12 protein-coding genes are annotated in these 12,504 nt (G+C 54.4%); 6 read left to right on the top strand and 6 right to left on the bottom strand.

Annotated features, from left to right (window positions below; translation table 11 throughout):
* The first annotated feature begins 75 nt into the window (after nt 1–75).
* The 3 genes from rnjA to RW092_RS19650 all read left to right on the top strand — a co-directional run bounded on the left by rnjA (nt 76) and on the right by RW092_RS19650 (nt 4,509).
* A complete protein-coding gene (gene rnjA, locus RW092_RS19660; protein WP_016311383.1) occupies nt 76–1,785 on the top strand; it encodes a ribonuclease J1 in 1,710 nt (569 codons plus the stop codon).
* 115 nt (nt 1,786–1,900) lie between these two features.
* Nucleotides 1,901–3,295 carry a helix-turn-helix domain-containing protein gene (locus tag RW092_RS19655; protein WP_316011044.1) on the top strand — a complete coding sequence of 465 codons (1,395 nt, stop codon included), beginning with the start codon at nt 1,901–1,903 and terminating at the stop codon, nt 3,293–3,295.
* A 233-nt stretch (nt 3,296–3,528) separates the two neighbouring features.
* Nucleotides 3,529–4,509, top strand: coding sequence for a sugar kinase (locus tag RW092_RS19650; RefSeq protein ID WP_036624304.1), 981 nt, complete (start codon nt 3,529–3,531; stop codon nt 4,507–4,509).
* A gap of 111 nt (nt 4,510–4,620) precedes the next feature.
* Here the strand turns inward: RW092_RS19650 and RW092_RS19645 are convergent, their stop codons facing one another.
* The 6 genes from RW092_RS19645 to kduI all read right to left on the bottom strand — a co-directional run bounded on the left by RW092_RS19645 (nt 4,621) and on the right by kduI (nt 9,125).
* Nucleotides 4,621–5,457: an SPL family radical SAM protein gene (locus tag RW092_RS19645; protein WP_051416780.1), complete on the bottom strand. Its 837-nt coding sequence runs from the start codon at nt 5,455–5,457 to the stop codon at nt 4,621–4,623.
* Nucleotides 5,454–5,999, bottom strand: coding sequence for a methylated-DNA--[protein]-cysteine S-methyltransferase (locus RW092_RS19640; protein WP_316011043.1), 546 nt, complete (start codon nt 5,997–5,999; stop codon nt 5,454–5,456). Before RW092_RS19640 ends, RW092_RS19645 begins: the two co-directional genes overlap by 4 nt.
* 5 nt (nt 6,000–6,004) lie before the next feature.
* A complete protein-coding gene (locus RW092_RS19635; RefSeq protein WP_316011042.1) occupies nt 6,005–6,592 on the bottom strand; it encodes a bifunctional transcriptional activator/DNA repair enzyme AdaA in 588 nt (195 codons plus the stop codon).
* Between the two features lie 130 nt (nt 6,593–6,722).
* Nucleotides 6,723–7,478, bottom strand: a complete 756-nt coding sequence (kduD, locus tag RW092_RS19630) for a 2-dehydro-3-deoxy-D-gluconate 5-dehydrogenase KduD (protein WP_316011041.1) — start codon at nt 7,476–7,478, stop codon at nt 6,723–6,725.
* Between the two features lie 33 nt (nt 7,479–7,511).
* Nucleotides 7,512–8,273, bottom strand: coding sequence for a DeoR/GlpR family DNA-binding transcription regulator (locus RW092_RS19625; protein WP_016311390.1), 762 nt, complete (start codon nt 8,271–8,273; stop codon nt 7,512–7,514).
* 18 nt (nt 8,274–8,291) lie between these two features.
* Nucleotides 8,292–9,125 carry a 5-dehydro-4-deoxy-D-glucuronate isomerase gene (gene kduI / locus RW092_RS19620; protein ID WP_028537446.1) on the bottom strand — a complete coding sequence of 278 codons (834 nt, stop codon included), beginning with the start codon at nt 9,123–9,125 and terminating at the stop codon, nt 8,292–8,294.
* A gap of 233 nt (nt 9,126–9,358) precedes the next feature.
* On the opposite strand from kduI, the gene RW092_RS19615 reads away from it, so the two are divergent.
* From RW092_RS19615 to RW092_RS19605, 3 genes are all read left to right on the top strand, one after another.
* A complete protein-coding gene (locus RW092_RS19615) occupies nt 9,359–10,999 on the top strand; it encodes a hypothetical protein (protein ID WP_316011040.1) in 1,641 nt (546 codons plus the stop codon).
* 39 nt (nt 11,000–11,038) lie between these two features.
* On the top strand, nt 11,039–11,707 hold the full coding sequence (locus tag RW092_RS19610) for a bifunctional 2-keto-4-hydroxyglutarate aldolase/2-keto-3-deoxy-6-phosphogluconate aldolase (protein ID WP_016311393.1): 669 nt from the start codon (nt 11,039–11,041) through the stop codon (nt 11,705–11,707).
* 54 nt (nt 11,708–11,761) lie between these two features.
* Nucleotides 11,762–12,504, top strand: a 743-nt coding sequence (locus RW092_RS19605; protein WP_316011039.1) for an SDR family NAD(P)-dependent oxidoreductase, incomplete at its 3' end; no start/stop codon positions are given.

Genomic DNA, 12,504 nt, shown 5'->3' with positions numbered 1-12,504 from the left:
AGTTATTGTGCTCATAATTCAGTATAATTCTTATGAACCCATTGAACGAACTCTTCAGAGAGGATTATCGACCTAATGAATGTAGCAGCAACTAAACCAGTTAAGACAAACCGGCGTTCGAAGCCGTCACCTCCACCTGTTCGGATCTTTTCCCTCGGCGGGATCGGGGAAATCGGAAAAAATATGTATGGCATCGAGTTCAGAGACGAAATTATTTTAATTGACGCGGGGCTTAAGTTCCCGGATTCCCGTTTGACGGGCATTGATTGCATTATTCCGGACATCAGTTATCTGATTGAGAACAAGCATAAAATGAAAGGGCTTTTCCTGACTCACGGTCATGAGGATCATATCGGAGCGATCCCGTATGTGTTGCGCCAACTGCAGCTGCCGATTTACGGCGGTCCGTTAACAATTGGCTTAGTGAAAGCCAAATTGGAGGAGCATCGGTTGCTTGGGCAAGCAGAGCTGCATGTGTTCCACGAAAATGATCGGTATGCTTTTAAGCATCTGGCCGTGCATTTTTTCCGGACGACGCACAGCATTCCCGATGCCTTTGGCATTGTCGTGGATACTCCTTACGGATCTATCGTTCATACCGGTGATTTCAAATTCGACTTCACCCCGGAGGACCGTCCGGCAGATCTGTTTAAGATGGCCAGCGTCGGGGGAGAAGGCGTGTTGGCATTGCTTGCTGACAGCACCAACAGTGAGAAAGAAGGCTTTACCCCTTCGGAGCGCCGGGTTGGTGACGCTATCCTAGAGTCATTCCGCGGCTGCCGGGGGCGGATCTTGTTCGCCACCTTCGCCTCGAACGTGCATCGGCTTCAACAGGTGGTAGAAGCGGCCACGATCGTCAACCGCAAAATTGCAGTTATCGGCCGCAGTATGGAAAAAGTATTCGCCATCGGTCAGGATTTGGGCTATATCCGCGTTCCGGAAGGGATGCTGATCGATGTGAAGCACATCGACCGTTACCCGGAGGAGCAGATCCTTATTGTCTGCACCGGCAGCCAAGGTGAACCTAACGCGGCGCTCAGCCGAATTGCCTCGGGTGCGCATCGGAATGTCCAGGTTTATCCGGGAGACACGGTAATTTACTCATCCTCGCCGATTCCTGGCAATGCGCAAAATATTAACCGCAGCATCGACCTGCTGCTTCGCGCAGGTGCCAACGTCATTTACGGCTCGATCTTCGATATCCATACGTCCGGGCACGGCTGCCGAGAGGATCTGAAGCTGATGCTCAGCTTTATTCGGCCTAAATATTTCATTCCGATCCATGGCGAGTACCGGATGCTGCTCAGCCATCGCGATTTGGCGCTGCAAACGGGAATTCCTGAGGATCGCATCTTCATCATGAACATCGGGGATACGTTGTCGGTGTACCGGAACCGAGCCAAACGCGGGCGCACGATTCCTTCAGGACAAGTGCTCATCAGTAACGGGGAAATGCGTCCTACCCATGAAGACACCCTGTTGCTCGAACGGATGGAGCTGGCTCAGGAAGGGATTGTCATCGTCGTCATGACAGTCGACCGTAAGACACGGCAAATTTTGGCTGGACCAGACATCGTCTCGCGCGGTTTCGTTTATATGCAAGATGCCAGACCGTTGCTGCGGCGGGCGGAGGCGCTGTTGAAGCGGAACCTGAACCGCCTTGGCGAGAAGGAGCCTTACGATCATAACGCCTGGCTGCGCGCGACGCAGCAGCAACTTCGGCGGTATTTTGCCAAAGAAGTGGGCCGGACGCCGCATATTATGCCTTCCATCTTGGAAGTCTAGCATCGACAGTGGGAGCTTCCCGATCACGGGAGGCTCTTCTCTTTGAATTGACCGCTTGTTCGGAGTTCCGTATAATGTGTAAAAATATAAGGAGATCGCAAAGGAGGGAGATTCCATGAAAGAACCCACGATTCGTTCCGTGATCAGCGATCAGCTGGAAAGGAAGGGCTATTCCTTGCACAGCTTCTCTCGCCGTTCGGGAATTAACCGGGGAACGCTCAGCGCCATCTTGAACGGAAATCCCCCTAAACCGATCTCTATCGGTCAGTTGGACCTGATCACCCAAGCGCTGGAACAGCCGATCGGGTCGTATTATCCCTTGTATGTGGAGGAATGTATCGATTCAGACCATCCCAACCGTCGAAGGTTAAAAGCGTTTCTGCATCGCTGCGCGGAGATCGGCGAATTGGCTTGCATTGATCAAGTGTTATCTCGCTTAACCGAGGACTTATCGTATCTTCCGATGATTTTTGATCTGGGGGAGGAGCTTTACGAAGAAGGATACCGCGATGCTGCAAAGCTTTTCTACCATTCCGTCTGCGAAAACGAGAAGTACCAGCACTCAGAACGACTGGCAATCAGCCAATACCGCCTGTTCCGGATGAATCTGGGGGATGACGCGGAATCCAACCTGCGGACTGCCACCTGGTTCGAGCCCTATCGCAACCGACTTCCTGAGGATCTTCAGCTCGATGGGCTGCTGCAATTAGGGAACACCTATTACGCATTGCAAAAATGGATGTATGTCGTGAGATTTGCCGAGGAGCTGCAAACGCTGGCCCGCCGAATCTATGAAACGAGCTGGAAGGCCTCCTCTGCTCAATGGGGTCGGGAGCTGCGTTGTGAGCGTCACCTGGTGGTTTACTATGGCCAAGGATATCTGCTGAAGGGCGCGGCATTGGAGCATCTGGGCAGGTATGAGGAAGCGCTGCAGTGTGTTGCTGAATACGCGGATTTAAGCTGGTTTGAGGGCTTGGACGAAACGGGCTTCAAAGAAGTGGAGAAATTTAAAGTCTGGGCCAGAGCGAACCGCTACAATCTGGAGATTTTAAATGGGAACCAAGCGATTCTTCCGGAATATATCCAGATGCTCAGAGAGCATCCGTATGAAGTACTGCCGAGCCTGAGGATCATTGTCGAAGCCGCGAACATCAACGGTTTTCTAATTGACGACGTATTAAAAGAGTTTCCGATGAATACGGATTTATATAGCCTTTATCCCAATCACTATGTTTCCGCTATAAATAAAGACCGCTTCTTGGACCTTAACTATCAGCTGGCGATTTATCTGCTGCGCAAACAGGAGATTGAGGAAGGTTTGGAGAAGTTGATTTACGCGCTCCAATACGCGGTTTCTCTGAATAACAAGGAATTTTTCATAAAAATGGTTCCGCTATTCGAGCAACATCGAAGCTTCGCGACACAAGTGCAACTCCAGCAGTACGAATCTTTGATGAGGGAGGTGTTGAAGGTTGCGGAAGTGGGCAGTGGCGTTCGCTTTGTTGATTAGTTTAGGTTCTGGAGTATTCGGCAGCATCAGTCACAACGGCCCTATTACAGTGTACGAAAATGGAGTAGGGGGTTAATAAGACACCAGAACATAAGATGCAGCTTGGCAGGGACCAAGTCAATTCATCCGGGGGAACCCGTATCGATGGATTGGCTTTTTTTTGATAGTTTTCCGATCCCGGACATGAGATAATGGTAATAAAATTGACTCCAAAAGAAGGTGTGGATCTGAACATGCAGCAGTTAAGTGAAACTCGCCCGAACCTGGGAAGCCCCGAAGTGGTCACCTTTGGCGAAAGCATGGCTTTATTGATCGCGGAGGGGGGCAAAGGGCTCGAATATGCAAGCGCTCTCTCGCCATCCTTTGGGGGGGCGGAGTCCAACGTAGCGATCGGATTAGCCCGACTGGGCCAAACCTCCGGATGGTGCGGCCGCTTGGGGGACGATCCGTTTGGCCGGCGTATTCTGAAGGCCATCCGCGGCGAAGGCGTTGACGTGTCCCGTGCGATGTTGACGGACGAAGCCCCGACGGGCATGATGGTACGGGAAAATGTGGCAGGCAAAAGCTCGGTCTATTACTACCGCAAGTTATCGGCGGCCAGCTTCATGCGCCCGGAGCATCTGGACGAATCGTACATTGCCGGAGCCAAGGTTCTGCATCTGACCGGCATTACGCCGGCACTTAGCGCTTCTTGCGTGGAAACGGCCCATGCGGCGATGGATATCGCCAAGCGGCATGGGGTGAAGGTGAGCTTCGATCCGAATTTGCGATTAAAGCTGTGGAGCATTGAGGACGCACGGAAGGTATTACTGCCGTTGGCGATGAAAGCGGATTATTTCCTGCCCGGGCTGGATGAGTTAAAGCTGTTGTACGAGACCGATTCGATGGATACGATGATCGGCAAGCTGCAGGAGTTGCCCGCGATCAGTATTATCAAAGGCGGGGATGATTGTACCTATGTGCTGGAGCAAGGGCAGCTGAACGCGGTGCCGTATTTTAAGGTGGAACAGGTGATTGATACGGTAGGAGCGGGCGACGGATTTTGCGCCGGATTTCTGGCTGGAGTCGTACGCGGGTACAGCATGGTAGAAGCCGTTCGTCTCGGGAATCTGGTTGGCGCTCAGGTCATTCAGGCCGTAGGCGATTGGGAAGGGTTGCCGAGCGCGGCGGAGATTGAACGTCTCTTGTCCGGCAAAGGGCATGTGGAGCGGTAGAGAGCTCATTTCTTTACTGTGAACGGTGTCGTTTGGGCCTTAATGTTAACGTGATCATTTATACGGTAATAGAAAACCGCAGGAGCTTTGTCTCCGGCGGTTTTGCTGTCATTAGGGGGCGAACCCCTCCTGACTAAGAAACACTTGATGTTTGGGAAAAACCTGCAGCAGACGCTCATGTACGATTTGGTAGGCGTCCGGTGAATACCACGATGCGAGGCCCAGCTGTTCATAGATCGAGTGAATGCCCAGCTTGGCGGTGCGGGTGCCTCCACTTCCATCTCCCATAAAATAGTCGTCCAGGCACACGCGATCGGCCCATAGACGCAGCTTGGACGGGAATTGCTCGGTGCTGGGAAGCACTGGAGCAAGGGTGGCTTGAACCGGCACTCCAGCCTCAGCCAGCTGCTGTCCGGCGCGCAGACGCGCGGCAATCGGCGGAGCATATGGCGTAAACGCCCGGCGAATGTCCTCCCGGTCCGTCTCAATCGTTAAGCTGACGCGCACCCGATGCTTGAGCTGCAGCAGCAGATCGATATCCCGAGTGACGAGGGGACTACGGGTTTGTACCAGCAGAAAGTCGGGGGGTTCGCTTACCATCACCTCGAGCAACGATCGGGTGATTTGCTCCTTCGCTTCTACAGGTTGGTAAGGATCGGTGCTGGAGGACATAAAGATCGTAACCGGCCCTTTAGCTTTGGCTTTGCGCAGTTCTTTGCGGAGAAGCTCAGCCGCGTGATGCTTGATGTCCACCCACGATCCCCATTCCCGCTTGCGAAATAAGGCCACCGGCAGCTGACGTACATAGCAATAGGAGCAACCGAAGGCACATCCGGCATAAGGGTTCAGCGAATGGGAGTAGTGGGAGAGAAATCCGGTCCCTTTGTTTAACAACGTTTTGGGCGTTGTATAGGCGGCAGCTACCCGCGGATGGTCGTTGGGATTCACCGGCTGCCTCCAACAAATGCGGCCTGTTCCAGCTCCAGCAGTCGCATCTTCATCTCCAGACCCCCGCGGTAGCCGGTAAGCGCCCCGTTCTTGCCGATCACGCGGTGGCATGGAACCGTGATCAGCAGCGGATTTGCGCCAATCGCGGCTCCCACTGCACGAACGGCAGCGGGCTTGCCGATCGACTCCGCAATGTCGGAATAGGAGCGGGTCTGCCCGAACGGAATGGCGCATAACGCCTGCCAGACGTCCTGTTGGAACGGGGTTCCGTGCAGGTCGTAAGGGAGGGTAAAACGCTGCAGTTCGCCGCGTAAATAGGCGGCCAGTTCGTCGGCATAGGGAGCCAGTCGGCGATCATCTTGCGTAAAGAGACATCCGGGAAAACGACGGTTCGCCCAGGCGGTCAACTCCTCTAAAGAGCCGCCGGACGAGCCCACAAACGCCAGCCCTTGTTCGGTAGCAGCGAGATAAAGGCTCCATGCGGGTTCCTGAAGCCGTGACCAGTATAACGGTGAGGTTTGAACGGCTGTAACGGTTGTCATGGCGCTTACACCTCCGTTTGCATTTTGCGGTATTCATTCGGCGTAATGCCGGTCATTTTCTTGAATAGGGTGATCAAATAAGCAGCGCTGCCAATCCCGACTTCTCGGGCGATCTCAGCAACGGTCCGCGGTGATTCAGCATCAACCAAAGCGCGCTTCGCCTCATCGATTCGCCGCCGCACCAGGTATTCCGTTGGTGTCATCTTCATGACTCGTTTGAAGGTTCGTTGCAAATGATACGGGCTGCCATGGCATTCTTCAGCCAGCATTTCCAGGGTGAGCTTGTTTGGATAGTGGCGGTCGATGTAATCCGCGATCTGTTCGACCCACTCTTGATCCGGCAACCGCAGTCCTTCCGGCTTGCAGCGCTTGCAGGGGCGGAAATGGGCCGCTCGTGCTTGCTCTGCAGTCGCAAAGACGAGAACATTCTCCCGCTTAGGCGGCCTTGATTTGCAGGACGGTCGACAGAAGATGCGAGTAGTTACCACCGCGTAGAAGAAATGGCCGTCCTGCGACGCATCATTGGCGAGAATCGCTTGCCACTGCGCCTCGTTAGCAGTTTGGTATGTCGGAGACCCGGTATGGCTGGTCATGGCTTCACCCCCAGCCTTAGTATACCTTGGTCAAGATGACGATGCCATGGGAAGCGAAAGGAAAAGCAAGATTACGAAATCCCGATTCATAGAAAAAGCCTGCCAATATGGCAGGCGAATTTTCTAGATATTACCGCGCCATCCATCCTCCATCGACGCAAAGGATGTGGCCGTTCATATAGTCTGAGGCGGCAGAGGCGAGGAAGACGGCAGGCCCTTTAAGATCCTCCGGCGTTCCCCAGCGTCCGGCTGGAATCCGATCGGTGATCGAAGCTTTCCGGTTCTCGTCGGCGCGAATTTGCGCGGTATTGTCCGTGACCATGTAGCCGGGGGCGATGCCGTTGACCTGGACCCCATAGGCAGCCCATTCGTTGGCAAATGCTTTCGTTAAGCCGGCAACCCCATGCTTGCTGGCTGTATAGCCGGGCACGTTGATCCCGCCTTGGTAGGAGAGCATCGAGCAGATGTTAATGATTTTGCCGCTGCCGCGTTCAATCATATGGCGTCCAGCGATCTGCGAGAGCAAGAACACGGTGTTCAGGTTCAGCTGGATGACGTCGATCCAATCCTGTTCACTATGATCTTTCGCTGGCGTCCGGCGGATGATCCCGGCGTTGTTTACCAGAATGTCGACCGCACCCGTTAATTTGATTGCTTCGTCAAAGGTATGCTGCAGCTTGTCATGCTCGCTGAGGTCAACCACGACTTCCGTCGCATTCCGGCCTAAGGCTGTAATTTGGCTGACCGTTTCCGCACTGCTGGTGCGCGAGACGCAAACGACGTTGGCCCCCGCTTCGGCTAGTCCGACTGCAATCCCCTGGCCTAGTCCGCCGGAAGCCCCGGTGACCAGGGCAGTTTTGCCCGTTAAGTCAAAAAGATGATGCATAAGTTTACGTTCCTCCCATCAATCCGCTTTCGTTTATTTCGTTGCGTATTCGATCGTTACGCCGGCACGTTCATACGGCAGCGCGGACTCGGCGGGCAGTCCCCGATCGGTAAGGATCCGCGAGATTTCGCTCAACGAGGCGAAGGTGCGTAGCGCCGTCTGCCCGAACTTTTGATGATTTAAGACGGCGATCGCCTCGCGAGATGTTTCGATCAACGCCCGCTTGAAGTCAATCAAATCCCCGGTGTAAATCGACAGTCCGTGTTCCGGATGAATGCCGGTAGCCGAGATAAAGGCTTTCTGGATATTCAACTGACGCACGTACGCCGCCGATTCGGGTCCGGCCAGCATGTTGCGGACGCGGTAGCCTCCGGGTACGACCAGACGAATCTGGTCTTTGGCCGCCAGCTCGCTGATGATATATACGTCGTTGGTGATGACGGTAAGCGGACGATTCTCCAGCCGCCGGGCGATTTCCAGCGTAGTGCTCCCCCCGTCCAGTGCGATGATATCGCCTTCTTGGATATGATGGAGGGCGAGGAGGGCGATGTCCTTCTTCTCATCCGCATGCTTGGTCAGCGGCTCTTTGGACGGCAGAATCCCATACTGATCGCTTTGGGCGAGCACGGCTCCGCCATGTACACGAACCAGGAGCCCTTGTTCCTCCAGCTTGGCGAGATCCTCCCGGATCGTCTTGCCGGTCACGCCCAAGCTTTCGCTTAGTTGCGCTACCGTGACTTCCTTTTGTGTCAGCAGAACCTCCATAATTTTTTCATAACGTCGAATCGGATTCATGCAAGCTTTCACTCTTTCTTATCTCAAGTCTTTCATCGGAACGGCGTCCATATCGGCATAAGCTTTGTTGTCGCCGGCCATCCCCCAAATGAACGTATAATTGCTGGTTCCTACCCCGCTGTGAATCGACCAACTTGGCGAGATGACCGCTTGCTCGTTACGCACAACGAGATGACGAGTTTCGTTCGGCTCACCCATCAGGTGGAAGACCACAGCGTCTTCTGCCAGATCAAAATACATATAAGCCTCCATCCGGCGAGGGTGAACATGGGCAGGCATCGTGTTCCACATGTTGCCGGTCTTGAGTTGGGTCATCCCCATCACGAGTTGGGAGCTTTGAATGCCGTTCTCGTGGATAAACCGGTGGATCGTGCGCTCATTGGAGTTTTCGATCGAGCCCAGCGCTCCGGATTCCGCTTCAGCCAGCGTTGTTTTTGCTGTAGGGAACTCTTTATGCGCCGGTGCCGAATTCAAATAGAACTTCGCTGGCTTCGAAGCATCCTTGCTGCGGAAAATCACTTCACGCGAGCCCTTGCCGACGTACAAGCAATCCTTGTTGTTCAGCTCGTATTCCGTTCCGTCGACAATAATCGATCCTGGTCCGCCTACATTAATGGCACCAAGCTCACGACGTTCGAGGAAGTAGGAGACGCCCAGCTCTTTGAGATCCGTCTCCAGTTTGACATCCTGCTGTACCGGATTCGCGCCTCCGATAATCAGCCGGTCTTCGTGTGTCAACACCAGCTCTAATCGATCCGGCGTAAACAAGGTGGGAATGTGGAATTCCTTGCGCAGACGGTCGGTATCAAATTGCTTGACCTCTTGGGGATGCGAAGCGTAACGACGTTCCATGTAAAATCTCTCCTTTTCACGTTCATTTTGGTGTATAATGTTCATATAGGTTCAGATTAATCCATTTAGGTTCATTTGGCAAGAGGTCGCACCCTATTGCACCATTTCGAATGAAGATGCGAATTTCAGATGTTTACCGTAGGAAATCGTGGATTCATCGGCTTTAGCCACGATGGAAACCATGGTAGGATGTGGGGGAAGGGGTACGTTAGATGAATCTGTATCAAGCTCGAATGAAGACAATCGTTCGAAAAGTCGCAACGACCGCTTGGCGGCAACCGCTTCGGGAAAGCGGGCTGTGGTTTCATGGTGATATCCGGGACAACTATTATTACGCCTCCTATTTATTTGCCGCTGCCGTAGATCCGGACGAAACGCTGCCATTTGATCGGACGGAAGGTAAGCGGCTCGCTGAGCGGGTGTTGCTGCGCGTGCTTCAACTCCAGGATCAGGCGGCGTCCAGCCCGACGTACGGACACTGGCCGCTGGGACTGGATCCAACACCGGAGCAGGCTAAGCCGCATGTACTCCCGGTCGAGCTCATGGGCAGTTTGATGGTGTATTTTATGCACCGGTATGGGGTAGAGCTAAGCCCGGAATTGGCAGCCCGCTTCGAGGACGCGCTGTCGCATGTCTATCGAAGCGACTTCTATCGCCAGCCTTTGCGGGAATATAACCACCATGAAGCAAAGTACACGGCTGCGAAGCTGATCTTGGGGCAGCGATATGGAGATGCGGCGTTGTTTGCCGACGGCAGGGAATGTTTACGGCAAACGTTGGCTCGTTTGCGCCTTGAGGGGATGGCGGAATACGGCGCGTTGCCGTGGTTTTGGCACTGGATTCAGGCGTACACCTGCGCTTGGGTGCTGATGGAGGATGCGGAGGTAAAGGCCGAGCTGGCTGAGATGTTAGACCATCTATGGACGATTCGGGCTACTTATTATTTCAAGGGAGCATGGGTTGGCGCCCATGCCCGTGGTTGGCCGCATGATGCACCGCGGGACGCCAACGTGCTGCACGACTATGTGCAGTTCGGCGATTTCGAGCTGCCGGAAGCGATGCCGCGCACCGAGTATGCCGGGCTTCTATTCTATGAGGCTCCTCCATCAGCTTGCGTGCGAGCGTTGGCGCGTGACAAGCCTGCCGAAACCATGGCAGCCTTCCTCAAGGAGATCGGCGGCGTTAAGCAGCGGCTCCATTCTTATGCCTACCTGACCGATCACTTCGCGGTAGGCGGACTGTGGGAGAGAGTCGAAGAATTCGACAATGAGCAGCTGAGATGGCTGTACAGCTTGCCGGTCCGCGGCGAGAAGGGCAATCAGCTGTACTTTTTCCATCCCGGCAAAGGATATGATCCCAGCGGTAACGACCCGCGCCATCAGAGCGAATGGACGGAAGTCCTGTATCATCATAATGTCGTAATGGCGGTCTACTCGCTGCCAGAGAAGGTACCCGGGCAGGTTAATGGCGTGCTTCCGGAAGGAGAATGGCGATTTACCGCGAATGGTATATTCGGAAAGGTTGAAGAGACGTTTTTTGCTGTATATGTGTCGGGAGATTATCAGGTGAGAGAGCGGAGCGGCTATCTCCAGGTCGAGGTGGAAGGCTGCTGCGTGGGCATTGTGGTGGAGGCGATAGGCCTTCCGGAAGCAGGCGAGCGGGGAATTAAGAGCCTGGATGATTTCATATTAACGATGAAGTCCCATGCCCCACGCTTTACAGCAGATGTTCGCACGGGCAGGATAGATGCCTCCTATACCACCTATGCCGAAGGAATCCAGCTTACGTTAAGCGTCAAAGGTCCCGGGCTTCCAGGGGATCGGTGGATAAACGGCGAGCGTGTGAATTTGGAGTCGTATTCTTATTCGATGTAAGGTATAAAGAACAATGTTGATGGGAAAGAGGGTTAAGGAATGAAGAAGCTGCAGCTTGTGCAAAAAATCGTACAGGAAGGCGTTGTCGCCGTCCTTCGCGGAGAAACCCCGGAGGAAGTCGTGCAAATGGCCGAGCAGGCCATTGCCGGCGGTATTAAAGTCATCGAAGTGACGATGACGGTTCCGTTTGCTTTGCGGGCGATTGAGGAATTGGCGCGAAAATACAGCTGGGACACCCAGGACGAATCACGATACGCGATTATCGGCGTAGGTACGGTGCTGGATCCTGAAACGGCGCGGGCTGCGATCTTAAGCGGCGCTCAGTTCGTTGTCGGGCCATCTTTGAACCGTGACACGGTGACGCTGTGTAACCGGTACCGCATCCCGGTGATGCCTGGATGTATGACGATCAAGGAAATCCAGGAGGCATTGGAGCTGGGGGCGGACATCGTGAAGCTGTTCCCGGGCAACTTGTACGATCCGTCTATGATCAAGGCGATCAAAGGACCGTTGCCGCAGGCGAATATTATGCCAACCGGCGGGGTTTCGCTGGCGAACCTCGGCGAATGGATCCAAGCGGGTGCGGTCGCTGTGGGAATCGGCTCGGATTTGACGAACGAAGCGGTGAAGCGGGGAGATTTCTCCTTGATTGCCCAGAAAGCCGCTGCCTATAAAGCGGAGTACCTGAAGGCCAAAGATTTATCATAATTTCGAATCATCACCTTCATCCATCATAAAAAATGTTGTCGAGGAGGGATTCACTTGGATCTTGGATTGAGAGGAAAACGGGCCATTATTACCGGCGGCAGCAAAGGGATTGGGCTGGCAACCGCCATCACGTTGGCTGCGGAAGGTACCCAGGTCGCTATCGTGGCGCGGAACGCAGGGCCGTTGCAGGAAGCGGCTAAGGCGATCCGTGAGAAGACGGGGACGGAGCCGCTTGTCCTTGTCGCTGACGCCACTTCGGGTGATGATGCCCGCCGGGTCGTCGAGCAGGCAGCCCAGCATTTTGGCGGACTTGATATTCTCGTCAACAATGCAGGTACCTCAGCGGCGGCTCCGTTTGAGAAGGTGGAGGCCGAAGCTTGGGGGGCGGATTTGGATCTGAAGCTGCTGGGCGCGGTGAATTTCGCCCGGGCCGCACTGCCCCATCTGCGTAAAGCAGGGGGCGGGGCGATTTTGAACGTCACGGCGATTGGCGGTAAAACTCCGGGCGCTTCCTCGTTGCCAACATCGGTCAGCCGAGCTGCTGGTCTGGCCTTAACGAAGGCGATGAGCAAGGATTTGGCAGCTGACAAGATCCGCGTGAACGCGGTATGCATTGGGCTTGTCCGCAGCGACCAGATCGAACGGAAATGGCGTCAAGCTGCACCGGAGCTGACCTGGGAGCAGTTTGCAACCGATCCGCGCCATGGCATCCCGCTGGGCCGAATTGGCCAAGCGGAGGAGGCGGCGAAGGTCATCACCTTCCTGGTGTCCGAAGCGGCATCCTATGTGACGGGTAC

It is taken from the genome of Paenibacillus sp. 3LSP (assembly GCF_032465655.1).
Classification (GTDB): Bacteria; Bacillota; Bacilli; order Paenibacillales; family Paenibacillaceae; genus Fontibacillus; species Fontibacillus barengoltzii.
This window is presented reverse-complemented; position numbering and strand designations above follow the sequence as displayed.

Coding starts and splice junctions, on each gene's coding strand:
- rnjA (WP_016311383.1), top strand. CDS start 76: ATGAATGTAGCAGCAACTAAACCAGTTAAGACAAACCGGCGTTCGAAG.
- RW092_RS19655 (WP_316011044.1), top strand. CDS start 1,901: ATGAAAGAACCCACGATTCGTTCCGTGATCAGCGATCAGCTGGAAAGG.
- RW092_RS19650 (WP_036624304.1), top strand. CDS start 3,529: ATGCAGCAGTTAAGTGAAACTCGCCCGAACCTGGGAAGCCCCGAAGTG.
- RW092_RS19640 (WP_316011043.1), bottom strand. CDS start 5,999: ATGACAACCGTTACAGCCGTTCAAACCTCACCGTTATACTGGTCACGG.
- RW092_RS19635 (WP_316011042.1), bottom strand. CDS start 6,592: ATGACCAGCCATACCGGGTCTCCGACATACCAAACTGCTAACGAGGCG.
- kduD (WP_316011041.1), bottom strand. CDS start 7,478: ATGCATCATCTTTTTGACTTAACGGGCAAAACTGCCCTGGTCACCGGG.
- RW092_RS19625 (WP_016311390.1), bottom strand. CDS start 8,273: ATGAATCCGATTCGACGTTATGAAAAAATTATGGAGGTTCTGCTGACA.
- kduI (WP_028537446.1), bottom strand. CDS start 9,125: ATGGAACGTCGTTACGCTTCGCATCCCCAAGAGGTCAAGCAATTTGAT.
- RW092_RS19615 (WP_316011040.1), top strand. CDS start 9,359: ATGAAGACAATCGTTCGAAAAGTCGCAACGACCGCTTGGCGGCAACCG.
- RW092_RS19610 (WP_016311393.1), top strand. CDS start 11,039: ATGAAGAAGCTGCAGCTTGTGCAAAAAATCGTACAGGAAGGCGTTGTC.